We start from the raw sequence: 25,469 nt of genomic DNA on the forward strand, positions 1-25,469 counted from the left end.
AGCGCTAGCCGCCGAGCGGTTCCGTCGCAGGGTGCCCGGGCGGGCGTACTGGTCGCGCAGGGTGCGCGGGAACTACTGTTCTAGCCGTCGAGCGGTTCCGTCGCAGGGTGCCCGGGCGGGCGTACTGGCCGCGCCGGATACCCGGGAGCTAGAGCTAGCCGCCGAGCGGTTCCGTGAGGGGGCGGAAGCGCTGATAGAGCGTGCCCTCGGAGTCCATCAGGAGCCCGTGCAGTTCATAGCGGGTCACCAGGTTTTCGCTCTGGCCAAAGACCGGCTGCGGGGGGAGTACCACGCTGGGGGCCGCGGTGAGGAAAATCTCATCGATGGCCCCGGCGGCGAGAAAGCTTCCGGTCACGGTGGGTCCGCCCTCGCAGATCACGCGGGTATAACCGTGTTCCGCGAGCGTATCGAGGATCTGTTCGGGGGTGGGATCGGCGGCATCTATGCCGATCACCGCGAGCACCCGGTCGCCCACCCGGCCCGTGACCTTCGGGACCGAGGCGCGCGGGCACAGCACGATAAGCCGTTCCCGGGCGCCCTCGTTATTGGGGACATCGCCGAGGTCGCCGCCGCGCGTGAGCACGGCCAGCGTGGCCCGGCGCGGAATGGTATATCCCTCGGCGCGCAGGCTCTGCGCCCCGACCAGCACAGCATGGGCCTGATCGCGGATTACGCCCAGAATATAGCGATCCACCCGGTTGGAGATGGTATCGCTGGTGCCGTCCTCGCCCGCGGCCGAGCCGTTCATCGTGGTGATCATATTCACCGCGACCCAGCGCTCACCCTCCAGCGCATAGCGCCGGGCAATCCACTCCCGCGCGGCCTCGTCCTCGGGATTAATATTTTCGAGCGTGGTGGGGATCAGCTCGGTGACGATACTCACGCGGTCTCGGCCTGCATGCGCACCTGGCGCTGGGCGCGCGCAAGCATGCCGGTCATCCCCGCGAGGCGCAGCGGGGAGACCGCGCGCGTGAGCCCGAGCGACTGCGGATAATCCGCGGGCACCGCGAGGGCCTCGGCCACCGTGAGGCCGTCAAAACCCTGTGCCAGGATGCTCGCGAAGCCGCGCGTGGTGGGGGCCTCCGGGGGCGCCGTGGCATGCATAAACACGCGGCCCTCGGCGGTCACCTCCATAAAAAGATAGACCGGCGACTGGCACTCGGCCACGCGCTCCAGCAGCTCGGGCCGATCCCGAAAGCGCTCGGGCAGTTCCGGGAGTTCCCGGGAAAAATCGAGCAGCAATTCGAGACGGTTGGCCTCCTCCAGATCGAGGAAATCCTCGCTGATTTCGGCAAATACTTCGGGTATGGCGGTCATGGAAGACGATTATCCCACGCGGGGGAGTTCGCCGGGCTCCTCTCCCGTGACGATGGGGACCCGCACGGCGTTTCCCCATTCGGTCCAAGAGCCGTCATAGTTTCGGACATCGGAAAATCCGAGCAGGAAGCGCAGCGCAAACCAGGTATGGCTGGAGCGTTCCCCGATCCGGCAATAGGTGATCACGGAATCCTCGGGGCCCAAACCCAGGCCGCCCGCGCCATAGATGGCCTCCAGCTCGGTGCGCGGCAGATAGCCGCCGTCGGTGTCCACCGCGCGGGCCCAGGGAACGTTGCGGGCCGTGGGGATATGGCCGCCGCGCAGGACACCCTCCTCGGGATAATCGGGGTGGGTCACCCGCTCGCCGGTGTACTCCTGAGGGGAGCGAATATCGATCAGCGGGTTGCCCAGATGGGTGAGGACATCCTCGCGGAACGCGCGCTCGGTGCGGTCATCGCGGGTGATCACCGGATAGGTTGCGGGGGTAATGGCGGGCTTTTCCGTGGTGATGGCGCGGCCCTCGGTGATCCACTTATCGCGTCCGCCGTCCAGCAGTCGCACATCGGGGTGGCCAAAGAGGGTGAAAACCCAGAGGGCATAGGCGGCCCACCAGTTGCTCTTATCGCCGTAGATCACCACGGTATCCTCGCGGGAGATTCCCTTTGCCGAGAGCAGCGCGGCAAAGCCCTCGCCGTCGAGATAATCGCGCACCACGGGGTCATTGAGCTCGGTATGCCAGTCCACCTTGATCGCGCCGGGGATATGGCCAAGCTCATAGAGCAGGACGTCCTCATCGGATTCCACGATCACCAGGCCGGGTTCCCCGCGGTGCTCCTCAAGCCAGGAGGTGGAGACGAGGGCGCCGGGCCGGGCATAATCGGCAAACTTCGGATCGGTTGTATCGGGGGCGATGGCCACGGAGTTCCTCCTGCGCAATGACGGTATTCGGGTGGTGGGGCGGTAGGCTGGATCATCTACAGCCCCATTCATTCGACGTTACGCATGTTTTGTGCGCTTGTCACCCACGACCCGTCTCAAAACGACATTCGAGGTTATTTAGTTCATGTCTTCCGCACGCACGCTCGGCCGCGTGAGTATTACCGACCGCAATCCCCAGTCCTCCGCCGCGGAGATGATTGCGAGCCTGGTTCCGCCGCCGCAGTTTGCCACCGCCAGTTTTGAGTCCTACCGCCCCGATCCGGACTTCCCGGGACAGGTTGCGGCCGTGGAGATCCTGCGCGAGTTTGCCGGTTCCTGGGCGCCCGCCAAGGGTGGCGGTTTTTTCTCCCGCAAGAAGAAGGCCCCGGCGACTAAGCCCGGTGTGTATCTGGACGGCGGTTTTGGTGTGGGTAAAACCCACCTCCTGGCCTCGCTCTGGCATGCGGCGCCGGGCCCGCGCAAATATTTTGGCACGTTCATCGAGTACACATCGCTGGTGGGCGCGCTGGGTTATCAGCAGACCGTGCAGGCCATGACCGGCGCCACGCTGATCTGTATTGACGAGTTTGAGCTGGACGATCCGGGCGACACCATGGTGATGACCCGGCTGCTGGGCGAGCTGGTCAAGACCGGCACGCGCATCGCCGCCACCTCCAATACCCCGCCCAATGCGCTCGGCGAGGGGCGCTTTGCCGCCTCGGACTTCCTGCGCGAGATCCAGGCGATGTCGGATAATTTTGACACCCTGCGCATCGACGGCACCGATTATCGCCGCCGCTCGGTATCGGGTCACGCGATCATCACCCCCGAGGAGGAGTATGAGGCGGCGCTGGAGCGGGGCCTCGACGCGGATGCCGAGTTCTCCGACGATAATTTTGACTCCCTAATGGCGCATCTGGCCACCGTGCACCCCTCGCGCTATATGGCGCTGATTGGTCGCATCCAGCGCCTCGGCCTGCGCGGCGTGCACGAGCTCACCAGCCAGACCGAGGCGCTGCGCCTCGTGGCCTTTATCGACCGGGTCTACGACGCGCAGGTGCCGATCGTGGCCACCGGCGTGGCGCTGGACTCGGTATTTGGCGGCGATATGCTCGGCGGCGGCTATCGCAAAAAATATCTGCGCGCGGTCTCGCGCATGATCGCCCTGACCAACGCCTAAACGGCGAGGCCCCGCCCGCGAGCTGTCGCGGGCGGGGTTTTTAGCGTGTGGACTCGGCGTGGGTGCGGGCGAGATCGAGGAGCGCAAGCGCCTCGCTGCGGTCGATCCGCGCGATCAGGAGAGCGCTCACCAGCAGCCCGGTGATGAGCTTTGCCCGGGGGAGTGGATCGGGGTCCCCGGCCGCCTCGAGGGCGTGGGCGAGCGCCGCCTCCAGCTCGGAGCGATAGCCGCGGATCACGGCTCCGGCGGCGTCATCGCGCGCCCCGATGCCCGGGGCCGCGCTCACGAGCATGCAGCCCAGGTGGGGGGAATCCGAGGCGAGCGTGCCGAGGGTTGAGGAGAAGCCGTCCAGATAGTCCCGCACGCCATTGCGCCCGGGGGTGGGATGCAGGAGCGGGGCCAGCCGGGGGCGCACGATGCTACCCAGATACTCCTCCACCGCGGCATCAAAGAGCCCGCGCTTGGAGCCAAACGCCTGATACAGGCTGGAGCGGCCGAGCCCGGTGGCGCGTTCCAGATCGGCGAGTGAGGCCATGTCATAACCGTGCTCCCAGAACACATCGCGCGCGGCGCGGACCACCGCATCGGTATCAAATTCGCGGGTGCGGGCCATGATTTCCCCATTCTGTATCAATCGGTACAGATTTATTGTACAGTGGAACACACACGATTCCTAACCCCGATGATTGGACCCCACCGTGATGATCCTGGCCCTCGTCCTGGCCGGCCTCGCCGCCGCCCTGCACTGCTATATCTTTGTGCTCGAATCGGTCCGCTGGACCGCTCCGGCCACCATGAAGACCTTCGGCGTCGCGAGCGCCGCCGAGGCCGAGACCACCCGCGGGCTCGCCTTTAACCAGGGTTTTTATAACCTGTTTCTGGCGATCGCGGTCTTCCTGGGCATCGGCCTCCTGGCCGCCGGAAATATCGCCGTGGGTGCCACGCTGATCTTTGTGGGCGTGGGATCGATGTTTGCGGCGTCGCTTGTGCTGATCCTCTCCGATGGCAGCAAGGCACGCGCCGCGATCACGCAGGGCACCCTGCCCCTGCTCACCCTGATCTTCCTGATCATCGCACTCTAGAAAGGCCCGCTATGACCCTCCCCACCCCCAGTATTCAGTTCCAGCTTGCCGCCCGCCCCGTGGGTTGGCCCACCGCGGAGGACGTGCAGCGCGTGGTGATTAACCTGCCCGAGCTCGCCGAGGGCGAGGTCCGCGTGGCCAATGAGTTCCTCTCCGTGGACCCCTATATGCGCGGGCGCATGAACGATGTGGCCTCCTATGTGCCGCCGTATAACCTCGGCGAGACCATGACCGGCGGCGCGGTGGGCCGCGTGCTCGCCTCGCGCGACCCGCGCATCAGCGTGGGCGATGTGGTGGTGCACCAATACGGCTGGCGCGATATTGCCCAGGCCGGCGGCGACCAGTTCCGCGTGGTGCCCGAGGTGCCGGGCATTCCGCTCTCCGCCTATCTGGGCGTGCTGGGCATGACCGGGCTGACCGCCTTTGTGGGCCTGCGCGAGATCGCCGGGCTGCGCGAGGGCGATACCGTATTTATCTCCGGCGCCGCGGGTGCCGTGGGCACCATTGCCGGCCAGATCGCCCGGCTTCTGGGCGCCTCCCGCGTGGTGGGTTCCGCCGGTTCCGCCGAGAAGGTGGCGCTGCTGACCGAAAAATACGGCTACGACGCGGCGTTTAACTATCACGATGGTCCGGTGGCCGAACAGCTGGCACTCGCGGCCCCCGAGGGCATCGATGTCTATTTTGATAACGTCGGAGGCGAGCACCTCGAGGCCGCGATCGGCGCGCTGCGTCGCGGCGGACGCGCGGCCCTATGCGGCGCTATCGCCCAGTACAACACCACGGAGGAGGCGGTGGGCCCGCGCAATATGGCCGACCTGATCACCCGCAGCCTGACCCTCACCGGCTTCACGGTCGGCAGCCACACCGGCTTTGCCCCGGAGTTCCAGGCCGCGATGGCCGGCTGGCTCGCCGCGGGCGACGTGGTTTTTGACGAGACCGTGGTGGAGGGAATCGATAATACCCTCGACGCGTTCCTCGACCTGATGCGCGGCGCCAATATTGGCAAGATGGTGGTACACACGGCCTAGCCGCAGGGTCGGCGATCGGGGGCGGGAGCAATCCCGCCCCCGTTTGTCGTATCCGGACGCGGCGTCGGTCCCGCTCGCTAGCATGGTGTTATCAGTAGCCATCGCCGCGGCCGCACGCCGCACCATAGAGGAGGACCCGTGGCCAGACTCGCCATGATCACCGTAGATACAACCGATGCGCGGGCCCTGGCCGCGTGGTGGGCCAAAATCCTCGGAGGCACCGTCGCCGACGATAACGAGGGCTGGTTCTGCACCGTATCCGCGCCGGAGCTGCCCCTGGTACTGGGCTTCCAGAAGGTTGACGATCCCACGCCCGGGAAAAATCGCCTGCACCTGGACCTCGACCTGGAGCCCGGCGAGACCAACCGCGCCGCCGCCGTGGACCGGCTGGTAACGGCGGGGGCCACCCATATCGAGCAGCATACGATCTCCGGATTCACGTGGGACGTGCTGGCCGATCCCGATGGCAACCGGTTCTGCCTGGGCGACCCGCACTAGCGGAGGGCGCGGGTGGCTGCGCCGCGGCGCAGCCACCCTGCCCCCCATTGGGCCGAAACACGATGTTCACGAGCGGGCTACACCCGTAATCGTTTCGAAACACGTTGTGTACCGTCACCGAAATCTTCAACCGTCAAGCTGTCATCACGGCGCAAGACACCCCCTCTCATCACATCCGGGGTCTGCGCATAACTCGACGGTTAGGAAAGATTATGGACACGGGATCTCTGGCCTGGGGAATTATGGCCACCGCTATGGTGCTGCTGATGACCCCCGGCGTCGCATTCTTCTACGGTGGGCTTGTGAAGATCACAAGCGTGGTCAGCATGCTGATGCTGAGCTTCGGGTCGATGGCCCTCATCGCGGGCCTCTGGATTCTCTACGGCTACAACATGAGCAGCGTGGATAACCCCGGGGACTTCGCCGGTAACCCCTTCCAGGACTTCGGGCTCGGCTCAATCGCGAGCGGCGCGGATGCCAATACCAACCTCCTCGGTGTGGCCTTCGGCGCCACGTTTGGCATCATCACCGTGGCCCTGATCTCGGGCGCCATCGCCGACCGGGCCAAGTTTGGTGCCTGGATGATCTTCGCCGGTATCTGGGCCACCGTGGTGTATTTCCCCGTGGCCGCCTGGGTCTGGGGTGGCGGGTGGATTCAGAACCTCGGCACCACGCTCTTTGGTGAGGATTCCGGCATCGAGGTGCTGGACTATGCCGGGGGAACCGCCGTGCATATCAACGCCGGTGCCGCCGCGCTGGCCCTCGCCCTGGTCCTGGGCAAGCGCCTCGGCTTCGAAAAGGGCATCATGAAGCCGCATAACGTGCCGCTGACCCTGATCGGTGCCTCGATCCTCTGGTTCGGGTGGTTTGGCTTCAACGCCGGCGCCCAGTGGTCCTCCGGAATGGATACCGTGGGCCTGATCGTGATCAACACCCTGGGTGCCACCGCCACCGCAATCATCGGCTGGCTCATCGTGGAGAAGCTGCGTCACGGCAAGCCCACCTCGGTGGGGGCCGCCTCGGGAGCCGTGGCCGGACTGGTCGCCATCACCCCCGCCTGTGCCAACCTCACCCCGGGCTGGGCCCTGCTGCTGGGCCTGATCACCGGTGCCGTATGCGCCGTGGCCATCGAATTGAAGTTCCGCCTCGGTTATGACGATTCGCTGGACGTGGTGGGCATCCACCTCGTGGGTGGCCTGATCGGTACCGTGTATCTGGGGCTGTTTGCCACCGAAACCGGCCTGTTTGTGGGCGGCGACTTCCGCCAGCTGGTGGTGCAGGTCATCGCGGTCCTCGCGGTCCTCGTCTACTCCTTCCTGATCGCCTTCATCATCGGTCTCGCAATCGAGAAGACCATGGGCTTCCGGGTGGCCAATGAGGACGAGCTCGCCGGCGTTGATAACGCCGTCCACGGAGAGGAGGGCTATAACATGCCTCCCACCTCCACCATCTCCGCCACCATCTAGCTGGCGAACCCCCGTCCCATCCTTCGAGCGCCCGCCGTCGCGCACTCGAGGGATGGGGCCTCACCCCCCCCCAAGACCGTCCCATCCTTTGAAAGCCCGCCGTCGCGCCTTCGAGGGATGGGGCTTTTTCTGTATTACCGTGCGTATGTGAACTCTCTGCTGAAGATCCTCCGGGCCCTGGTTAATGCGCTCGGTAGCTCCCCCAAGAAGACCTCCACCCCCGGCACCCCCTCTCCCGGCCAGCGCGGCCGGGAGGCCACGGTGGAGGTATCGCCGCGTTCACTCGGCCCGGTGACCGTGACCTATGTACCCCACCGCGATGGTGCCGCCGATCCGGGGGAGGTTGTCTGGACCTGGGTGCCGTTTGAGGAAAACGACGGCAGGGGCAAGGATCGGCCCGTGCTGATCGTGGCGGCACTGCCCGGGGGCGATGTGCTCGCGGTGCAGCTCACGTCCAAGGAGCACGCGGGTGGGGATTATCTTTCGCTGGGTGCCGGTCCCTGGGATGCGCAGGGACGCCCGAGCTGGGTGATCCTGGACCGGGTCTTCCGGGTGCGCCCGGGCGGCATGCGCCGCGAGGCCGCGAGCCTGGACCGGAAAAACTTCGACCGGGTGGCCTCCGCGCTGCGCTCACGCTATGGCTGGCGCTAACCGTGGCCGAGAATAAAACCCACGTCACCGCGGTGGACCCGGCCACATACCTGGCCGCGCTCACCCCGGCGCGGCGCGCGAGCGAGGGGCAGGCCCTGCTTGAGCTTTTTACGCGCGCCACGGGTGTACCTGGGCGCATGTGGGGCCCAAGCATGGTGGGCTTCGGGGAACTCCGTTATCGCTATGCCTCCGGGCGCGAGGGTGTGAGCATGCGGGTGGGATTTGCGGCGCGCTCCACCGGCCCCGTGCTCTACGGCCTGCGCGAGCACACCCATAGCGCCGCACTGCTGGCGCGACTTGGCCCGCACCGCGAGAGTGCGGGCTGTGTTTATCTGCGCCGGCTGGGGGACTGCGACCTGGACGTGCTCTCCGAGCTCTGTGCCCGGAGCTTCGCGGCGCGGACCGAATTCGAGATCGACCCGGGTTAGCACGCGACGGCGCGCCGCCGGGCCGGGGCTCCCGGGGTTAGACTGGTGCGCGGTCCACCCGGGCCCCCATCGATACGGGGTGATGACACCATGACAATAGACCTGTTCCCGCCCGAGACCCTGACCATGGGCATCCTCCTGCTCTGCGCGTTTATTCTCTCCGCCGTGATCGGGGCCGAGCGCCAGCTCCGGCATAAAAACGCCGGCATTCGCACCCATACCCTGGTGGGGCTGGGTGCGGCGGTATTCACCCTGGTCTCCGCCTATGGCTTTGCGCCCGTGCTGGGCCCCGAGGTCAATCTGGACCCCTCGCGCATTGCCGCCCAGGTGGTCTCCGGTATCGGTTTCCTGGGCGCGGGCGTAATCTTTGTGCGCCAAAATATCGTGAGCGGGCTCACCACGGCGGCGTCGATCTGGCTCACGGCGGCCATCGGCATGGCCTGCGGCGCGGGTCTTCCGGTCCTGGCGGTGGCGGCCACGCTGCTGCATCTGCTCACCGTCACGGTGATCTCACGGCTCTTTCGCTGGATTCGCAGCCGTTCGGTGCTCAGCGGGCGCACGCTCCTGGTGCGCTACCGCGAGGGGAAGGACGTATTGCGTCACCTGCTGGATCTCGCGGCGAGCTATGGCTTTGCGGCAAATCTGGACCAGCTCATCCACGAGGATTCCGATGATGACGAGGGCCGCAACGAGGTCACGGCGCATATGACACTCGTGGGCGGGCATATCCCGATTAGCGGTTTCCTGGAGATCATCTCCTCGGTGAAGGGCATCACGATGATCCGGGTGCTCACGCGGGATGACGATCAGGACGGCGATTAGCGCCGGTCGAAGTCCACGCCCGCGGTGCGCAGAATGCGGTAGACCTGCGCGGTACTGAGGCGGGCCCAACGGGCAATATCCACTACCCGCACACCATCGGCCTGGGCCCGAATAATGGCCGCGGAACGGGCGCTATGGGCGACCTCCAGGCGGTTGGCGGTGCGACCCAGCAGGATGGGCCAGTTGGTTTCAGTCATGCGGTTTTCCCTCGGGTGCGTGATCGGCCTATGCGCAAAATAGCGCGGGCCGGATTCCCCGTGGGGCGGCCGACCCGCGGATAAAGGCTATCCCTCCGTTTCGAGACGATCCCAATTCCAAGAAAATAAATATTGTGATCGAGGGTTTTCATCAGGAAGGGCGCCGCGGGGGTGATCCCTAGCCGGGGGAGACCCACTCAACCTCGCCGTCCACAACCACCGCGGTGGGCTCGAGCCCGAGGCCGCGCGCCACCGCGCGGGAGGCGTGATGCCCGGGATGGATATGCGCGCGGAGCGCGGTTATTCCGGAGGTGTGGAGCCAGTCCCCGAGACCCCGTGTGGCCTCGGCGGCGAGGCCACGCCCCTGTTCCGCGGGCGTGATCAGCCAGGCCAGCTCCGCGGTATTGCCGCGCGGGCCCGCGGTGATGGTGGCCTGCACATACCCCACCGCGCGCCCGGTATCCGGCTCGCGCAGGATCCAGTTGAGCCAGCCGGCGTCCCCCGCGGGGGAGTGCCCCGACGCCTGCCGCCGATAGCGCGCGTCCAGCTCCGCGGCGTCCGGGGCCGTGCCGCCGGTGAAGCTGTAGAGCTCGGGGGAGGAGAGGACCTGCACCATCTCCCCGGCATGGGCGGGGGTCAGGGGTTCGGCCCGCAGGCGGGCGGTGGAGAAGGCCGTGGCGCGCGGCCAGCGCGGGGCGGCCGCGGATTCAGCGGGCAAACGCCTGATTCTCCACGATCCAGCGGGTAAGCCGGGGGTAGACCCAGAAGGAATAGATTCCAAGGGTGATAATGCACAGCAGGAACCATTTGATCCACTGGCCAAAGAGCGACCAGGCGTTTCCGGTAAAAACGAGCTGATGCCCGTTGAGGAAGGTGTGCTTGGATTTCCAGCGATAGGTCATCACCAGCGCCCACGGATAGCAGATGCCCAGGGTCAGGACGGTGACCAGAAACCCGCCGATCTGCACCCCGAACCAGGTGGCGGCACCGCCGTCAAAGCGGAACAGGGGCTGGCCGGGAATGGGGGCACGCCCACCCGCATACTCTTGTGTCGTCATGAGACGAGAGTAGCGGGTGAGCGTGGTGGGTGGTAGCCCGGTACGGCGGCGATTTTGCCGCGCCGATGATTAGGGTGCCGGGGAGCACTCACCATAGCCCGGGAGTGCCGCCGTGGCCGAGTTATTTGCGGGCTCCGCATCGGCGGCGCCGAGCGTAACCGTGATCTCGGACGTGGGGCGCGCCGTGCGGCACATCGACCCATCGGGCTGCGTGACAAAATCATGCGGCCAGGTGTCGTAGTGATAGAGCAGTTCCACCAGGAAGCCGCGCTCGGAGCCGGGCTGCGGGGCGGGGGTCATGGTGATGATGGCGGTGCCAGCGGGGCCGGGGTTAATCACGATATCGCGCAGCGGAGCCCCCGCCATATCGGTCACGGCCACCGCGCTCCAGTGGCCGTTTCCGGCCGCGGCGATCTCCATGTCGAGCGAGGCGCCGCCGGCTATCGCGGAGGTATTGGCCACGGCCAGGGGGACCCGCACGGAAAAATCTCCACTCATCGGGGGAGCGGGCAGGATAAAGGCCGGGAAACGCACCGCAAAATCGGCCTGCTCGGCGGGCGGCTCGCTGGGCGATGCGCTCGGCGAGGGCTCCGGGGTGGGGGAAACGCTGGGCGTTGGGGTGAGGCTCGGGACGGGGGTGGCCGTGGGGGATACCGCGGGGGTGGGTTTTGTGCCGGGTTCGCAGTCCACATTGGCGGAGGCAGGGGCACCCGGGACCAGGATCAGCGAACCGCCGATCAGTACCGCGGCCAGGGTGAGGGCGAGTGTGCCGCCGCGCCTCCCGCGGCGCCGCCCCGCGCCCAGCAGGACCAGGCCGGCCAGGAGCAGGCCCAGGATCAGGGCCGCGAGGAGCACGGGGGTATTGGTGCCGGTGACGGCGAGGCAATCGGTCATGGGGGTCCCGAACTTTCTGCGTGCGGAGGAGGGGGGTAATTATTTCCGAGGGTAACACCGGGCAGGCGTGGCGGTGAGGATATTTTCATTCCCGATCCGCGGGCTCCGCCGCACGGAGGACCGTTATGGTCCGTGCGAGTGACGCGTTCCATCCCCGCGGGCGATGCGGGCGCTGCGCCTCGCGGGCCACACTCGGAATATGAATAATTCCATGAGTTCCCCGTCCGTCTCCCGCCCCGTCTCGGCCGGGGGCCGTCGCCGCACGGCGGTGCTTGCGGGCATCGGGGCCGCCCTCGTGGTCGGGGCCCTCGCCGGCTGCTCCGCGATTTCCGCGAGTATGACCGATGCCTGGTCGATCACCTATCGGGTCTCGCTGGACGGCGCCGATACCGAGGCCCTGGCGGCCGCGGAGGTGGCGGATGGCGAGAAGCGCGGGGAGTCCTCCCGCATGATCACGGTGAGTGGGGAGGAACTGCGGGTCTCCTCGCCGGGTGAGTGGTCGCGGGATGCGATCGTGAATGCGGGTGATCGTGCGGCCGTCGTGGCCACACCCGGGGCCCAGAGCGCCGCTACCTGCGAGATTCTGATCGATGGTTCGCGCAGCCTGCAGAAGACCACGGGCAATCCGGGGGAGGCGGTGACCTGCGAGGTGGATACCCCCGCCTTTGAGAAAAAATAGCGGCCACCGCGCGCGGGGCTAGCCCTCCTGTGCCTCGCGCGCGGGCCGGCGGCGGGTGATCAGCCAGTGCCCGGTCAGGAGGAGTGCCGTCAGCGCGAGCATCGCCGCGGCCACCGCCCCATCGGAGGGGGTCAGGAGCGCGGTGAGGATCGGATGTTCGGCCGTGGTGTCCGGGTCAAAGGTCCACAACACATTATTGGAGCGCACGCCCGCGCCCGTGGAGTGACGCTCCCCGCCGAGCGCGCGCGCAAGACCCGGACGGATCAGGGCGTTCAGCAGGACACCCGCCGCCAGCGGTGCGATCAGGCACGCCAGAAAACCAGCTCCGGGCCGGGTGCGGGTTCCGCTCATGCGGCACCGGAATGGACGGACCGCGGGCGGGATCGTGGGGGCATTGCCCCAGAATACTCCGCGCCGCCGCAACAAAAAACCCGCCCATATCCGTAGATAGGGGCGGGAATGATCTGTGAGCGATACCGGGCTCGAACCGATGACCTCTTCCGTGTGAAGGAAGCGCGCTACCAACTGCGCCAATCGCTCATTATGCTCATTGCTGGGCACGTATGAAGCTTATAGGATGCGGGGGCCCGCGCGCGAATCCGCCGCCCGGATCGGGATAAAACCGCCAAATTTCACGGCGGGTTGGGGCGTGTCGCGGGAGTGTTTTGGGGGCGTGTGTTCCGCGGGCGGCCCCCGGTTGCAATCGCGGCTCGGGCTCGTGCCGCGCCCGTGTGGCGGCGGGCGCTGTCGCGATTTGTGGCATGGGCGGGGCTCCGGGATTCGCTGTCGCGCGTGATGCGTGTGTCTGTGGCCGCCGCACCCCATGTCTTAATGTCTTCGGTGTGTCGGCCCGGGAGGCCCGGAATTCCGCGGATCTGGGCCGGGGAGACGCCCCGCGAAACGCCGGGAAGCGGGGTGGGATTTGCGCACATCGCTTCGGGTCGGTTATTGTAATGAAGTACCCGGGAACGGGGACAAAATGCGGATGTGGCGCAGTGGTAGCGCATAACCTTGCCAAGGTTAGGGTCGCGAGTTCGAATCTCGTCATCCGCTCGAGTGTAGGAAATAAGGGTTGCAAGACCTGAAGCTGTGATTAAATTCACACCTGGTGGCGTGGCCGAGAGGCGAGGCAGCGGCCTGCAAAGCCGTCCACACGGGTTCGAATCCCGTCGCCACCTCCACTTATATAACTAAATTTATTTGAGCGATTGGCGCAGCGGTAGCGCGCTTCCCTGACACGGAAGAGGTCGCTGGTTCGATCCCAGTATCGCTCACCACGAAGGAGCCCCCGAGAATCTCGGGGGCTCCTTTTGTTTGGGGGCTAGTTCTTGATGTCCTCGGCGAGCTTCTCCAGCTCGGCCAGGGTCGAGCGCAGCTTCTCCACGGGAACCGTGGCCACCACGCTATTTCCCTTGCTCTCGGTTTTCAGCGCCTCGGCCACGCGCGGGTCCTGCCAGAACGCCACGATATCGGCCCACTCCTTCTTATCCTTATCCTCGCCGCGCACGGCCAGCACATTGGTATAGGGCAGTGAGGTATCGGCATGCGGGTCATCCAGCAGCAGTGCCTTATCGCTGGTGATGCTCAGCGCCTTATCGATTGTCGCGGCCCCGACCACCACGGCATCCACATCGGGATAGGTGGTGGGCAGCTGCTGGGCCACGACCGGCAGGATCTCGATATTGCGCGAGTTCTTGGTGATGTCCTCCGTGGTCGGATAAATGCCGATATCGGATCCGAGCTCGATCAGCCCTGCCTCGCGCAGCAGGAAGAGGGCGCGGGCGCCATTGGAGGGATCGTTGGGGATGGCGATCTTTGCCCCCGCGGGGAGATCGGCCACCGCGTCATAATTTTCGGAGTACAGGCCCCAGGTGGTGATCTGGGTGGGGCCCACCGGCTGCACATCGGCGTCCTTCGCCACGTTAAACGCGCTGAGGAAGGCAATGTGCTGGAATGCATTGGCGTCGATATCGCCGTTCACGAGCGCCTCATTGGGCAGCGTCCAATCGGAGAATGCCTGCCACTCGATCTCCACATTATTTTCGGAGGCCACGGTCTTCAGGACGTCCTGGATCGGGCCGATCTCGCTCACCCCGATCCGTACCTTTACCGGCTCCGCGGGGGAGTCGGAGGAGCCCGTGCCCGGTGCGGCGGCGGCCGAGCAGGCCGCCAGGACCAGGGTGGTGGGGATCAGCGCCGCGAGGGCGAGGGCACGCAGCCCGGTGAATTTGGTCATGATTTATCCTCTGTTTGGGAAATGGTATTGCGGGAAATTTAGGAGCGGCGCAGGACCCAGTTGGCGGTGCGGCTGCCCACAAACTGCACGATCTGCACCAGAACGATCAGCACGATGATGACAATAAGCATGATTCCGTTGTCATAGCGCTGATAGCCGTAGACCAGGGCCAGGTCACCCAGTCCGCCGCCGCCCACCACGCCGGCCACGGCCGTGAAGTCGATCAGGGCCACCAAAATATAGGTGAGTCCCAGGATCAGCGGCGCGAGCGCCTCGGGCAGCAGGATCGTGAACAGCACACGCAGCGGCCGGGCCCCCATCGCGGCGCCGGCCTCGATGACGCCGGGGTCCACCGCCACGAGGTTATTCTCGACGATGCGACCGATGCTGAGCGTGGCGATGATCGAGAGGGCAAAAATTGCGGCGCCCGGGCCAATGCTGGTGCCCACCACCAGCCGGGTCAGCGGGGTGATTGCGACGATGAAGATGATAAACGGGATCGGCCTGATCACGTTGATCAGCAGGTTAAAGATGCCGGAAACCCAGGCATTGGCGAGCAGGTTGCCCTGCCGGGTGGCATAGAGCAGCAGGCCCAGAAGCACACCAAAGACACTCGCGATGAGCATCGAGACGCTCACCATCTGCAGGGTTTGCAGCGTAGCGATCCAGATCTTGGGCCAGGCGGCCACCCAGTCGGTATTACCCATGCGCTGCCACCTCCGCCACCGAAACCGAGTGTCGCAGCTGGGCGATCGTGGCCTCCACGGCCGCGTCCTCGCCGATGAGCTCCACCGTGAGGCTGCCAAAGAGCCGCCCCTGCAATTCGCTGACCCCGCCATAGACCACGTTAAAGTCCACGTTATTATCGCGCGCGGCGCGGGTGAGATAGGGGTCGTTGCTGGCCCGGTCCTCCACCGCGAGGGTCACGAGCCTGCCGGTGTGCAGCGCACGAATGCGCTCCAGCGAGGCGTCATCGGCGTGGTGGTGCAGTACCGAGGAGACAAAGCGCTTGCTGGTGGGATCATTCGGGGCCGAAAATACCTCGTAGATGGTGCCCTCCTCAACCACCCGGCCCGAGGCCATTACCGCGACCCGATCGCAGACGCGGCGCACCACCTCCATCTCATGCGTGACCAGTACGATGGTCACGCCGTATTCCCGGTTCACCCGGCGCAGCAGCTCCAGGACCTCCGCGGTGGTCTGCGGGTCCAGCGCCGACGTGGACTCATCCGAGATCAGCACATCGGGGCGATTGGCCAGGGCCCGGGCTATACCCACGCGCTGTTTCTGGCCGCCCGAGAGCTGGGAGGGATAGGAATCGGCCTTATCAACCAGCCCCACAAACGCCAGGAGCTCGGTGACGCGGCGGATGGTGTCCTCCGCGGATACCCCGGCCAGGCGCAGCGGATAGGCCACGTTTCCAAATACCGTGCGCGAGTTCAGCAGATTAAACTGCTGAAAAATCATGCCGATGCGCAGCCGGGCGATGCTCAGATCCTTGCCGCCGAGGGCGTTGATCTCCTTGCCATTCACCAGCACGCTGCCCGTGGTGGGGCGTTCAAGCGCGTTGATGGTGCGCAGCAGCGTGCTCTTACCGGCGCCGCTATAGCCCACGATGCCAAAGATGGCGCCGCGGCCGATGTTAAAGCTCACATTATCCAGGGCGGTGAGTTCCTTTTTACGCCCGCTGAAGCGTTTGGTGACGCCCCGAAATTCGATCATCGGGTCGGCCGCCACGGGTGGTGGGGCGAGGGTGGAGGGGGGCATGCGGCAAATCCTTAACTGGTGACGCGGCGCGGCGCACCCGGGGGTGGGCCGGCCGGGGGACGGGCGGTAATCCGCGGCAGTGGCTGTGCCGCGTTGCTTGATCCTGGGGCATCACAAACCTCCGCGGCAACCCCTCCGCGTCACCGCTAGAAACGCAACGTCACGAACGGAAATGTGGCGGTTAATCGGGGGTTTGTCATGAAACGAAATCCGTGTACACACACCGTCACGACACTTCTATTTGGCCATCGCGGTGTGCAGACTATGGGGTATTCCCGGCGCATCAGGCGCACCCCAACAGCACAGGAGAACCCCATGGCCACACAAAACGACCCACATCAGAACACCCCCGATACCTCCACCCAGGTCGAGGATGCGGTGAACTCCGCCCTCGGCAAACGCCGCGGCCAGCGCCGCCGCCTCGCCCTGATCGGCGGCATCGCCGCGGCCTCGCTGATCGCGGTGGGGGCCGTGGCCACGGTGCTCGCGATCAGCGCCCGCCCCGATGCCCAGGCCGCCGAGCCGGCCGCGCAACCGCGCCAGGAGATCACCCTGGGTGTGGGAGACGTCACGCCCACCTGGGATGCCTTTGTGAAGGTGGCCGATCGCGATTACAACATCGGGGTGAAGCTCCAGGTGTTTAGCGATTGGAACCTGCCCAATGAGGCGCTGGCCAATGGCGAGATCGACGCCAATGCCTTCCAGCACGTCCTGTTCCTCTCCCAGTACAACGTGTCCAGCGGCCACGACCTGAAGCCCGTGGGCGTCACCAGCCTCGGCACGCTGGGCCTGTATTCCGCCCAGGCCACCACGATCGGGGATATCGCCGAGGGTGGCAAGATCCTGGTGCCCAATGACCCCACCAACCAGGGCCGCGCGCTGCGCTTCCTGGAGGCGCAGAAGCTCATCTCGCTGGATGCCGATGCCGGCCTCTTTGCCGGTATCGAGGACATCACCACAAACCCGCACTCCTATGAGTTTGTGCCGCTGGTGGCCCAGCAGATCCCCACCTCGCTGCCGGATGCCGCGGCAGCCGTGAGCTATCAGTCCACCGCGGTGAAGGCCGGAATCCCCGCCGATAGTGTGCTGGTCACCGATGCCGACCTGGTACACACCCCCGCCTATCTGCCGTATCAGGCCGTATTTGCCGCCCAGGCCAAGGATGCCAACCTGCCCGTCTGGGCCGACCTCGAAAAGGCCTATCACTCGGATGAGGTTGTGGCCGCCTATCACCTGGAGAACGAGGGCCGCGGCGCGATCAGCCAGGCGAGCCTGCCCGATGTCCTGCGTGTGCAGGCCGAGACCGAGAAGTACCTGCGCGAACAGAAATAACCCGGCACGCCGCCCCCACCGCATCAAACAAAGGAACCACGCATGACCATCACCACAGCAGCCCCGGATATCAACCTCTCCGACCGCCTCCCGGAGACCCTCGCGGAGATCCGCGCGCGCTTCGCCCCGATCTTTGAGCGCATCGCGCGGGGTGCCGTGCACCGCGAACGCGAACGCGAACTCCCGTTTGAGGCCGTGCGCGAACTGCGCGAGGCCGGGTTTGGGGCGCTGCGTCTCCCCGTGGAATACGGGGGAGCGGGCCTGCGGCTCGGCGAGCTTTTTGACCTGCTGATCGACCTGGGGGCGGCGGATTCCAATCTTCCGCAGCTGCTGCGCGGCCATATCGCCTTTATCGAGACATGGCTGGTACAGCCCGAATCGCCGCGCCGGCGGGAATGGTTCCAGGCCATCGGCCGCCGCGAGATTCTCTTCGGAAACGCGCAGGCCGAACGCGGAGCCACCTCGGATCAGCAGACGGAGATCACCGAGGTCGGGGGAGCGCTCGCGGTCACCGGCACCAAGTATTACAGCACCGGCACGCTGTTTGCCGATTGGATCTGGTCGGCCGCGCGTTTCCGCGGACGCCCCGTGGCGTTTGCGATTCGCGCCGATACCCCGGGGATTACCCGCATCGATGACTGGGACGGATTTGGGCAGCGACTCACCGGCAGCGGCACCACGATCTACGACGGCGCGCGCGTGGATCCGGAAAATATTCTGGACTGGGACGAGAGCGCCGAATCCCGCCCCACGGCCTATACCACGGGGCTCTATCAGGCGATCCTGCTGGCGAGCCTGGCCGGGATTTCCCGCGCCACCAAGACCGAGGCGATAGATTTTGTGCGGCCGCGCACGCGCACATTTGGGAAGCCCGGCAGCGCCCACCCGCGCGAGGACGTCCTGGTGCAGTCGGTGATTGGCGAGGTAGCGAGCCTCAATTTTGTGGTGGAATCGGCGGTGCGTGCGGCAATCGCCGGACTCGAGGCCGCGGATGCCCCGCGCGCCGAGGGCATCGTGCCCACCGAGGCCGCCTATGAGCGGGCGCTGATCGGGGTATTTGAGGCGCAGCAGGTTGTTATTGAGCTGACCCTGCGTGCCACCACGCGCCTATTTGAGGTGGGTGGGGCCTCGGCCACCGCGCAGGGGCGCGCGCTGGACCGGCTGTGGCGCAATGCGCGCACGATCTCCTCGCATAACCCCGCGATTCATCGCGCGGCGGCGCTCGGCGATCACTATCTCAATGGCACGGGGCTGAAATCCCCGATCCAGCTGGCACGCGAGGCCAGCGAGGCCTAGCCCGGCGTCTGCGCCTCGGCGGGTCGCGGGAGCTCCTCCCCGCGGCCCGCCGTTTTGGTGTGCGGGACCGCCCCTCGCGGGGCAGGCACGCAAGAGGGCCGGGGCCCGGCGAGAGAATCCTCTCGCCGGGCCCCGGCCCCGTTTTGCGTGCGCCTAGAGGTGTGCGCCCCCGCGGTAGCGCGCCGCGGGGTGGGTCTCGGGCAGGCGCGCCCGACCCTGGCCAAAGAGCCGCTCACGCAGCGTCTCGCCCGGGGTATAGTCCTCACGGATGCGTCCGCGCCGGCGCAGTTCCGGCATCACCAGCTCCGCGAAGTCGCGGGCGGTATCAAAGGAGTGATACTGGCGCAGGTTGATGCCGTCGATGCCCGCCTCGTCCAGCCAGGACTCGATCTCATCGGCCACCACATCGGGGGTGCCGGCCACAAAAAAGCGGCCCTCGCGTCCGTCCAGGATCTGATCCAGCACCGCACCGGCCGTGGCCTCGGGCTTCAGGCTGGCCAGATAGGGGTTATCGGTGGCCCCCGATTCCCGGATGATCCGCTCGATGGTGTATTCGCGCGGCCAGGCCGTGAGGTCAAAGGACACCCCGCGGTGGGCGAGGATGGCCTCGAGGGACTTATTCTCGTGGAAGTCCCGCAGCTTGCGCTCCACCTCGGCCTCGGTGCGACCCACGATCACCCCCGCCTGCACGATAAAACGCAGGTCATCGCCCGAGCGGCCATTGCGCCCGGCCGCCTCGCGCATACCCGCCGCATTCCGGCGGAAGTCCTCGGCCGTGGCCCCGCCGGTGAATACCACCTCGGAGTGTTTTCCGGCGAAATTGATTCCCGCGGGGGAGCCCGTGGCCTGGAAGAGCACCGGCGTGCGCTGCAGCGAGGGCTCGCTCAGGTGCGGGCCGGCCACCCGGAAGTGCTCACCCTCGTGGTTGATATAGCGCACGCGGGAGGGATCGGTATATACGCGATTCTCCCGGTCCCGGATCACCGCATCATCATCCCAGGAGCCCTCCCAGAGCTTATACAGCACGTCCAGATACTCATCGGCGATGGCATAGCGGGTATCGTGCGGGATCTCCGCGTCGAGGCCAAAATTGCGTGCAGCATTGGGGAGATAGGAGGTGACGATATTCCAGCCCACGCGTCCGCGCGTGAGGTGATCCAGGGTGCTCATCCGGCGCGCAAATGCAAACGGCGGCTCATAGCTGGTGGAGAAGGTCACACCAAAGCCCAGCCCGCTGGTCACCGCGGCCATCGCGGGAATCACCAGCAGGGGGTCGTTATTGGGGATCTGCATGCCCTCGCGCAGGGCCGTCTCGGGCCCGCCGCGGAAGACGTCATAGGCGCCCACCACATCGGCGAGGAATATGCCGTCGAAGCGGGCATCCTCGAGGATCTGGGCGAGCTCGGTCCAATAACCTATGTCGTTATAGCGGTGTCGGTTATTGCCGGGCAGCTGCCACAGGCCGTGGCTGATATGGCTGACGCAGTTCATCTCAAATAGGTTGACGATCAGCTTTTTGGGTTCCGGGGTGGAAATGGTGCTCTCGTTTCACTCGTAGGGATGGGAATTATTCGCGGCCGCTGGAGATGGCCGCGGGCTGATGCGAGCGCGCGCCGGAGACCGTGGCATAGAGCCCGTCCAGCGTGCGCAGGTCCTCCGCGGGGAACTCCACGTCCAGCGCGGCCAGGTTGCTGTCCACGCGATCCGCGCGGCGCGTACCGGGAATCGGGACGGTCGCGATGCCGGCCCGGCGGCCCGCGGCCCAGAGCCAGGCGAGCGCGACACTCGCGGGGGAGGTCTCCAGGCGCTCGGCGATATCACGCACCGCCGTGACGATGCCCAGATTGGCGGCCAGAAGCTCCTCGCTATAGCGCGGGAAGCGCGAGCGCAGGTCGTCCGCGGGCACACCATCGGCGGGCACCGCCCCGGCCAAAAATCCGCGGCCGAGCGGGGAATAGGGCACAAAGCCCACCCCCAGCCGCGCCGCGGTGGGGATCACCGCGGCCTCGACATCGCGGCTCCAGAGCGACCATTCGCTCTGCACCGCCGCAATCGGGGCGATCGCCGCCGCCCGTTCCAGCTCGGGGCCCGTAACCTCGGAGAGGCCAATATGGCGGATCAATCCCGCGCGGCGCAGCTCGGCCAGTGCCCCCACGGTTTCCTCGATCGGCACCCGGGTATCGACGCGGTGATAGTAGTAGAGGTCCACATAATCGGTGCCCAGCCGGGCGAGGCTGGCCTCCAGGCTCGCCCGCACATAGGGAGCGTCGCCGCGGGCGACGTGGCCCCCGGGATCCGGAGGGGAGAGCAGCCCAAATTTGGTGGCGAGGGTGACCCGCTCGCGGCGGCCCCGGATAAATCGCGCAAAGAGCTCCTCATTGCCGCCGTTGCCATAAATATTTGCGGTATCAAAGAGCGTGATGCCACGATCCAGCGCATGCGCCAGGGTGCGCAGGGAATCCTCGGGATCGGCCTCACCATAGGTGCTGCTCAGGCCCATTCCGCCAAAGCCGAGTGGGGCCGAGTTCAGGCCGTCGCCGAGCAAAACGGAGGGGAGGGGGATCGCGGGCATGGGACTCCTTAGGTCATGATGCAGCCCAGCTTAGGCTTCCGCGCGGGTCGCGGGCGCGGGGTACGTAACCCGGCGCAATACGCGCCGCCGCGGGCCCTCGACACGCCCGATCCCGGAAACGTGGCGCCCAAAATATTCCGCATGATTACGCGGTTTTTGGGGGGATTGCGGCGGAAAATGACGCAAAATATTCGCCGAATGAACAACCGCGCTCTGGTTTCCTGTAATCTATTGATGTAGCCGGAAACGGAAACAAAATGCGGATGTGGCGCAGTGGTAGCGCATAACCTTGCCAAGGTTAGGGTCGCGAGTTCGAATCTCGTCATCCGCTCGAGTGTTGGGAAACGGTTCCTCGGAATCGGTTGCGGCACGTGGTGAAAATCACATGCGGTGGCGTGGCCGAGAGGCGAGGCAGCGGCCTGCAAAGCCGTCCACACGGGTTCGAATCCCGTCGCCACCTCCACTTATATAACTAAATTTATTTGAGCGATTGGCGCAGCGGTAGCGCGCTTCCCTGACACGGAAGAGGTCGCTGGTTCGATCCCAGTATCGCTCACCGATAGGCCCCCGGATTCCGGGGGCCTTTTTGTGTGCCCTCCGGCCCCCGAAAACGGGGCGAAATATTCGCGCGCCGATACTATTGCCCGCGCGGGCTTCGGCGCTATTATTCGAGCTATGACAGACCTGAGCGCCACTATTCGCACCTCCTCGCGGTTCCAGCCCCCGTGGACAATCTCCGTGCCCCTGATCGGCAAGGGTGTCCTGGGTGGGGTTCTTTATGGGCTGCTGGGCATCTTCAGCTATACGCTGCCCGGCACCGAGGACATCACCATTCGGCCCGCCATCGCCATCCTGGTCTTCCTGGGTATTCGGTTTGGGCCGCTCGTGGGTGGCCTCGCCGGGTTGATCGGTAATCCGATCGTGGATCTCTTCCAGGGCGATAACGTGCTCGTCTTCTGGGATTGGCACCTCGCCAATGCGCTGATTGGTGCACTGGCCGGTGTGGTGGCGTTTTATTTCCGCGAGCCCGAGGGCCCCAAGGTGCGCGCGGTGCGCCTGGCCGTGATCTCCATCATCTCGCTGGTATTTGGTTTTGCGCTGACGTTCCTGGATCTGCTGCGTGGGGTGGGCGCCTATGCCTGGTGGAGCGATGCGTATCTGCCCGCCGTGGGCTGGAGCATCCTCGTCTGCGTGGTGCTCGTGCCGCTGCTGGACAGCGGGTGGCGGCCCAAGTCCGATGCCGCCCCGAAGGCCGCCGCGGCGAAGGACGCCCACTAGCGCAACACGGTTCGCGCGCGATGCCGGGTGCCGCTCCCAGCTACTAGACTGGCAGGGTCTTAATCAATAAAGGAGCACACCCGGTGTCTGACGGATTCGAAAAATTTCCCGACCGCAACGTTGTCGCCATGCGCGTCAACGGTGAACTGAGGGATCTTGCCACGACGCTGAGCACTACCGACGTGGCCGAGCCGGTCACGATCGACTCCGAGGACGGCCTGAATATCCTGCGCCACTCGGCCGCGCACGTGCTCGCCCAGGCGGTACAGAAGGTTAACCCCGATGCCAAGCTGGGCATCGGTCCGCCCGTGACCGACGGCTTCTATTATGACTTCGACGTCGCCGAGGCGTTTACGCCCGAGGACATGAAGTCGCTCCAGAAGGAAATGGAGCGCATCATCAAGCAGGGCCAGCGCTTTGTGCGCCGCGTCGTGACCGATGAGGAGGCTCTCGCCGAGCTCGCCGATGAGCCCTATAAAATCGAGCTCATTGGGCTTAAGGGTGGTGCCGAGCACGGCGGCGATAACGAGTCCGTGGAGGTGGGGGCCGGCGAGCTCACCATCTACGATAATGTCGACCCCAAAACGGGCGAGACGGTCTGGAAAGACCTGTGCCGCGGCCCGCACCTGCCCAGCACCCGCCTGATCGGCAATGGCTTTGCGCTGATGCGCGTGGCGGCCGCCTATTGGCGCGGTTCGGAAAAGAATAAGCAGCTGCAGCGCATCTACGGCACGGCCTGGCCCACCAAGGACGAGCTGCGCGCGTATCAGCACCGCCTGGAGGAGGCCGCCAAGCGCGACCACCGCAAGCTGGGTGCCGAGATGGACCTCTTCAGCTTCCCCGATGAGATCGGCTCGGGCCTGCCCGTCTTCCACCCCAAGGGCGGCATCATCCGCCAGGAGATGGAAAACTACTCGCGCAAGCGTCATACCGAGTCCGGATATTCCTTCGTAAATACCCCGCATATCACCAAGGGTGATCTGTTTATGACCAGCGGCCACCTGCAGTGGTACGCGGATGGCATGTTCCCGCCCATGCACCTCGATGAGGTATGCGACGAGCACGGCCACGTTACCCGCCAGGGTGCCGACTACTATCTCAAGCCGATGAACTGCCCGTTCCACAACCTGATCTTCCGCTCGCGCGGACGCAGCTACCGCGAATTGCCGCTGCGCCTCTTCGAGTTTGGGTCCGTCTATCGCTATGAGAAGTCGGGCACGCTCCAGGGGCTCACGCGCGTGCGCGGCATGACCCAGGACGATGCGCATATCTATGCCACGCCCGATCAGGTCAAGGACGAGCTCAGCAGCACGCTCAAGTTTGTGCTGGATCTGCTCAAGGATTACGGGCTGAACGACTTCTACCTCGAGCTGTCCACGCGCGATCCCGAGAGCGATAAGTTTGTGGGAAGCCCGCAGGCCTGGGAGGAGGCCACCGAGACCCTGCGTCAGGTGGCCGTGGAATCCGGGCTGGAACTGGTGCCGGACCCGGGTGGGGCCGCGTTCTACGGCCCGAAGATCTCCGTGCAGGCGCGCGATGCGATCGGTCGCACCTGGCAGATGTCCACGATTCAGCTCGACTTTAACCTCCCCGAGCGCTTCGAGCTGGAATATACCGCTGCCGATGGCACCAAGCAGCGGCCCGTCATGATCCACCGCGCGCTCTTTGGGTCGATCGAGCGCTTCTTTGGTGTACTCCTGGAGCACTATGCCGGGGCTTTCCCGGTCTGGCTCGCGCCCGAGCAGGTTGTGGGTATCCCCGTGGCCGAGGAATATGCCGAGTATCTGGAGGAGATCTTCGACCGCCTGCGCCAGCGCGGCGTGCGCGCGCAAGTGGATCACAGCGATGACCGGATGCCCAAGAAGATCCGCACCCATACCAAGGCCAAGATTCCGTTCCAGCTCATCGCCGGGGAGGATGACCGCGCGGCGGGTGCCGTGAGCTTCCGGTTCCGCGACGGCAGCCAGCTCAACGGTGTGCCCGTGGACGAGGCCATCGCCCGGATCGTGGACGCCATCGAGACCCACGCCCAGGTCAGCACCGCATGGCAAGACTAACCCTCGACGATTATGAGGCCGAGCCGGGTGCCGAGAACACACCCGGCACGGCCTCGGCCGAGTCCAGCTTTGACCTGGTGGGGGTGCCGGACGAGTTCCAGCGCCTGTGGACGCCGCACCGGATGGTCTATATCGAAAAGGGCCAGCAGCCCCGCGGGGATGACTGCCCGTTCTGTGTGGCCCCGTCCCTGGACGATGAGCAGGCGCTGATCGTGGCGCGCGGGAAGCATGCCTTTGTGCTGCTGAACCTATTCCCGTATAACAGCGGACACCTGCTGGTCTGCCCGTATCGCCATATCGCCACCTATGACCTGGCCACGCCCGAGGAGGTCGCCGAGATCGGCGCACTCACCCAGACGGCGATGCGCGTGATCACGCAGGTCTCCCGCAATGACGGCTTTAACCTGGGCATGAACCAGGGCGAGGTGGCCGGGGCGGGAATCGCCGCGCACCTGCACCAGCACGTGGTGCCGCGCTGGCGCTCGGATGCCAATTTTATGCCGATCATCGCAAAGACCAAGGCGCTCCCGCAGCTCCTGGGGGATGTGCGCGCGTCGATCGCGAATGCCTGGCCACAAGACTAGGCCCGCACTTTCCCGGCGGCCCGGCACACCCCGTGTGTGCCGGGCCGCCGTTTTTGGTTGGATACCGCGGGTGGCCCGGAGTTATTCCAACCAATAATCCAGCAACACCTAATTGGCATGCTTTTTGGG

The 25,469-nt window shown here is 65.7% G+C and carries 28 protein-coding genes and 7 tRNA genes; 20 read left to right on the forward strand and 15 right to left on the reverse strand.

Annotated features, from left to right (window positions below; all coding sequences use genetic code 11):
• Window positions 1-154 precede the first annotated feature (154 nt).
• Genes KXZ72_RS02235 through KXZ72_RS02245 form a run of 3 tightly spaced genes read right to left on the reverse strand, consistent with a single transcriptional unit; the run spans window position 155 to window position 2,235 of the window.
• Window positions 155-883, reverse strand: coding sequence for a dihydrofolate reductase family protein (locus KXZ72_RS02235; RefSeq protein WP_226082117.1), 729 nt, complete (start codon window positions 881-883; stop codon window positions 155-157).
• Window positions 880-1,317: a SufE family protein gene (locus tag KXZ72_RS02240; RefSeq protein WP_226082118.1), complete on the reverse strand. Its 438-nt coding sequence runs from the start codon at window positions 1,315-1,317 to the stop codon at window positions 880-882. The genes KXZ72_RS02235 and KXZ72_RS02240 overlap by 4 nt, the downstream gene beginning before the upstream one ends.
• Window positions 1,318-1,326: 9 nt before the next feature.
• Window positions 1,327-2,235: a sulfurtransferase gene (locus KXZ72_RS02245; protein WP_226082119.1), complete on the reverse strand. Its 909-nt coding sequence runs from the start codon at window positions 2,233-2,235 to the stop codon at window positions 1,327-1,329.
• Window positions 2,236-2,380: 145 nt separating this feature from the next.
• On the opposite strand from KXZ72_RS02245, the gene zapE reads away from it, so the two are divergent.
• On the forward strand, window positions 2,381-3,415 hold the full coding sequence (gene zapE, locus KXZ72_RS02250) for a cell division protein ZapE (protein WP_226082120.1): 1,035 nt from the start codon (window positions 2,381-2,383) through the stop codon (window positions 3,413-3,415).
• Between the two features lie 40 nt (window positions 3,416-3,455).
• On the opposite strand, the gene KXZ72_RS02255 is transcribed toward zapE, so the two are convergent.
• On the reverse strand, window positions 3,456-4,028 hold the full coding sequence (locus KXZ72_RS02255; RefSeq protein WP_226082121.1) for a TetR/AcrR family transcriptional regulator: 573 nt from the start codon (window positions 4,026-4,028) through the stop codon (window positions 3,456-3,458).
• Window positions 4,029-4,101: 73 nt separating this feature from the next.
• Between KXZ72_RS02255 and KXZ72_RS02260 the strand changes: the two genes are divergently transcribed.
• From KXZ72_RS02260 to KXZ72_RS02290, 7 genes are all read left to right on the forward strand, one after another.
• Window positions 4,102-4,497, forward strand: coding sequence for a DUF1304 domain-containing protein (locus KXZ72_RS02260; protein WP_404823659.1), 396 nt, complete (start codon window positions 4,102-4,104; stop codon window positions 4,495-4,497).
• Window positions 4,498-4,508: 11 nt separating this feature from the next.
• Window positions 4,509-5,525 (forward strand): NADP-dependent oxidoreductase, encoded by a 1,017-nt coding sequence (locus tag KXZ72_RS02265; RefSeq protein ID WP_226082122.1) that lies wholly within the window; start codon window positions 4,509-4,511, stop codon window positions 5,523-5,525.
• A 138-nt stretch (window positions 5,526-5,663) separates the two neighbouring features.
• On the forward strand, window positions 5,664-6,023 hold the full coding sequence (locus KXZ72_RS02270) for a VOC family protein (protein WP_226082123.1): 360 nt from the start codon (window positions 5,664-5,666) through the stop codon (window positions 6,021-6,023).
• 212 nt (window positions 6,024-6,235) lie between these two features.
• Entirely contained in the window at window positions 6,236-7,489 is a 1,254-nt protein-coding gene (locus KXZ72_RS02275; protein WP_226082124.1) for an ammonium transporter, read from the forward strand.
• A 147-nt stretch (window positions 7,490-7,636) separates the two neighbouring features.
• A complete protein-coding gene (locus tag KXZ72_RS02280) occupies window positions 7,637-8,140 on the forward strand; it encodes a type II toxin-antitoxin system PemK/MazF family toxin (protein ID WP_226082125.1) in 504 nt (167 codons plus the stop codon).
• A gap of 2 nt (window positions 8,141-8,142) precedes the next feature.
• Complete coding sequence (locus tag KXZ72_RS02285; RefSeq protein WP_226082126.1) at window positions 8,143-8,568, forward strand: DUF1801 domain-containing protein; 426 nt, start codon at window positions 8,143-8,145, stop codon at window positions 8,566-8,568.
• A gap of 90 nt (window positions 8,569-8,658) precedes the next feature.
• Window positions 8,659-9,390, forward strand: a complete 732-nt coding sequence (locus KXZ72_RS02290; RefSeq protein ID WP_226082127.1) for an MgtC/SapB family protein — start codon at window positions 8,659-8,661, stop codon at window positions 9,388-9,390.
• Here the strand turns inward: KXZ72_RS02290 and KXZ72_RS02295 are convergent.
• The 4 genes from KXZ72_RS02295 to KXZ72_RS02310 form a co-directional block, all read right to left on the reverse strand.
• Complete coding sequence (locus KXZ72_RS02295; RefSeq protein ID WP_226082128.1) at window positions 9,387-9,587, reverse strand: hypothetical protein; 201 nt, start codon at window positions 9,585-9,587, stop codon at window positions 9,387-9,389. The two genes, KXZ72_RS02290 and KXZ72_RS02295, sit on opposite strands and share 4 nt — an antisense overlap.
• 178 nt (window positions 9,588-9,765) lie before the next feature.
• Window positions 9,766-10,305, reverse strand: a complete 540-nt coding sequence (locus KXZ72_RS02300) for a GNAT family N-acetyltransferase (protein ID WP_226082129.1) — start codon at window positions 10,303-10,305, stop codon at window positions 9,766-9,768.
• Window positions 10,295-10,645, reverse strand: coding sequence for a DUF898 domain-containing protein (locus KXZ72_RS02305; protein ID WP_226082130.1), 351 nt, complete (start codon window positions 10,643-10,645; stop codon window positions 10,295-10,297). The genes KXZ72_RS02300 and KXZ72_RS02305 overlap by 11 nt, the downstream gene beginning before the upstream one ends.
• Window positions 10,646-10,714: 69 nt before the next feature.
• Window positions 10,715-11,539, reverse strand: coding sequence for a hypothetical protein (locus KXZ72_RS02310; RefSeq protein WP_226082131.1), 825 nt, complete (start codon window positions 11,537-11,539; stop codon window positions 10,715-10,717).
• A gap of 211 nt (window positions 11,540-11,750) precedes the next feature.
• Here KXZ72_RS02310 and KXZ72_RS02315 point away from each other — a divergent pair, with 211 nt between their 5' ends.
• A complete protein-coding gene (locus KXZ72_RS02315; protein ID WP_226082132.1) occupies window positions 11,751-12,218 on the forward strand; it encodes a hypothetical protein in 468 nt (155 codons plus the stop codon).
• A gap of 18 nt (window positions 12,219-12,236) precedes the next feature.
• Here the strand turns inward: KXZ72_RS02315 and KXZ72_RS02320 are convergent, their stop codons facing one another.
• Together KXZ72_RS02320 and KXZ72_RS02325 are read right to left on the reverse strand one after the other, a co-directional pair.
• Window positions 12,237-12,569, reverse strand: coding sequence for a hypothetical protein (locus tag KXZ72_RS02320; RefSeq protein ID WP_226082133.1), 333 nt, complete (start codon window positions 12,567-12,569; stop codon window positions 12,237-12,239).
• A gap of 116 nt (window positions 12,570-12,685) precedes the next feature.
• A tRNA-Val gene (locus KXZ72_RS02325) sits at window positions 12,686-12,758 on the reverse strand.
• A gap of 441 nt (window positions 12,759-13,199) precedes the next feature.
• Here KXZ72_RS02325 and KXZ72_RS02330 point away from each other — a divergent pair.
• The 3 genes from KXZ72_RS02330 (at window position 13,200) to KXZ72_RS02340 (ending at window position 13,495) form a co-directional block, all read left to right on the forward strand.
• Window positions 13,200-13,271, forward strand: a tRNA-Gly gene (locus KXZ72_RS02330).
• A 54-nt stretch (window positions 13,272-13,325) separates the two neighbouring features.
• A tRNA-Cys gene (locus KXZ72_RS02335) sits at window positions 13,326-13,399 on the forward strand.
• A 21-nt stretch (window positions 13,400-13,420) separates the two neighbouring features.
• Window positions 13,421-13,495, forward strand: a tRNA-Val gene (locus KXZ72_RS02340).
• Between the two features lie 44 nt (window positions 13,496-13,539).
• On the opposite strand, the gene KXZ72_RS02345 is transcribed toward KXZ72_RS02340, so the two are convergent.
• Genes KXZ72_RS02345 through KXZ72_RS02355 form a run of 3 tightly spaced genes read right to left on the reverse strand, consistent with a single transcriptional unit; the run spans window position 13,540 to window position 16,221 of the window.
• On the reverse strand, window positions 13,540-14,454 hold the full coding sequence (locus KXZ72_RS02345; protein WP_226082134.1) for a MetQ/NlpA family ABC transporter substrate-binding protein: 915 nt from the start codon (window positions 14,452-14,454) through the stop codon (window positions 13,540-13,542).
• Window positions 14,455-14,492: 38 nt separating this feature from the next.
• A complete protein-coding gene (locus KXZ72_RS02350; protein ID WP_226082135.1) occupies window positions 14,493-15,161 on the reverse strand; it encodes a methionine ABC transporter permease in 669 nt (222 codons plus the stop codon).
• On the reverse strand, window positions 15,154-16,221 hold the full coding sequence (locus KXZ72_RS02355) for a methionine ABC transporter ATP-binding protein (RefSeq protein WP_226082136.1): 1,068 nt from the start codon (window positions 16,219-16,221) through the stop codon (window positions 15,154-15,156). Before KXZ72_RS02355 ends, KXZ72_RS02350 begins: the two co-directional genes overlap by 8 nt.
• Window positions 16,222-16,536: 315 nt before the next feature.
• Between KXZ72_RS02355 and KXZ72_RS02360 the strand changes: the two genes are divergently transcribed.
• Entirely contained in the window at window positions 16,537-17,553 is a 1,017-nt protein-coding gene (locus KXZ72_RS02360) for a MetQ/NlpA family ABC transporter substrate-binding protein (protein WP_226082137.1), read from the forward strand.
• Window positions 17,554-17,595: 42 nt separating this feature from the next.
• Window positions 17,596-18,849, forward strand: coding sequence for an acyl-CoA dehydrogenase family protein (locus KXZ72_RS02365; RefSeq protein ID WP_226082138.1), 1,254 nt, complete (start codon window positions 17,596-17,598; stop codon window positions 18,847-18,849).
• Between the two features lie 153 nt (window positions 18,850-19,002).
• On the opposite strand, the gene KXZ72_RS02370 is transcribed toward KXZ72_RS02365, so the two are convergent.
• On the reverse strand, window positions 19,003-20,340 hold the full coding sequence (locus tag KXZ72_RS02370) for an NtaA/DmoA family FMN-dependent monooxygenase (RefSeq protein WP_226082139.1): 1,338 nt from the start codon (window positions 20,338-20,340) through the stop codon (window positions 19,003-19,005).
• A gap of 76 nt (window positions 20,341-20,416) precedes the next feature.
• The gene (locus KXZ72_RS02375) at window positions 20,417-21,421 is read right to left on the reverse strand and encodes an aldo/keto reductase (RefSeq protein WP_226082140.1); all 1,005 of its coding nucleotides are present in this window, start codon (window positions 21,419-21,421) and stop codon (window positions 20,417-20,419) included.
• Window positions 21,422-21,680: 259 nt separating this feature from the next.
• Here KXZ72_RS02375 and KXZ72_RS02380 point away from each other — a divergent pair.
• The 6 genes from KXZ72_RS02380 to KXZ72_RS02405 all read left to right on the forward strand — a co-directional run bounded on the left by KXZ72_RS02380 (window position 21,681) and on the right by KXZ72_RS02405 (window position 25,340).
• Window positions 21,681-21,752: transfer RNA gene (locus KXZ72_RS02380), tRNA-Gly, on the forward strand.
• Between the two features lie 58 nt (window positions 21,753-21,810).
• Window positions 21,811-21,884, forward strand: a tRNA-Cys gene (locus KXZ72_RS02385).
• Window positions 21,885-21,905: 21 nt separating this feature from the next.
• Window positions 21,906-21,977: transfer RNA gene (locus KXZ72_RS02390), tRNA-Val, on the forward strand.
• A 119-nt stretch (window positions 21,978-22,096) separates the two neighbouring features.
• A complete protein-coding gene (locus KXZ72_RS02395; RefSeq protein ID WP_226082141.1) occupies window positions 22,097-22,699 on the forward strand; it encodes an ECF transporter S component in 603 nt (200 codons plus the stop codon).
• Between the two features lie 83 nt (window positions 22,700-22,782).
• Complete coding sequence (thrS, locus tag KXZ72_RS02400; RefSeq protein ID WP_404823660.1) at window positions 22,783-24,756, forward strand: threonine--tRNA ligase; 1,974 nt, start codon at window positions 22,783-22,785, stop codon at window positions 24,754-24,756.
• Window positions 24,744-25,340 carry an HIT family protein gene (locus KXZ72_RS02405; protein ID WP_226082142.1) on the forward strand — a complete coding sequence of 199 codons (597 nt, stop codon included), beginning with the start codon at window positions 24,744-24,746 and terminating at the stop codon, window positions 25,338-25,340. The genes thrS and KXZ72_RS02405 overlap by 13 nt, the downstream gene beginning before the upstream one ends.
• Window positions 25,341-25,469: the final 129 nt, after the last annotated feature.

The organism is Mycetocola spongiae (assembly GCF_020424085.1).
In the GTDB taxonomy this organism is placed as follows: domain Bacteria; phylum Actinomycetota; class Actinomycetes; order Actinomycetales; family Microbacteriaceae; genus Mycetocola; species Mycetocola spongiae.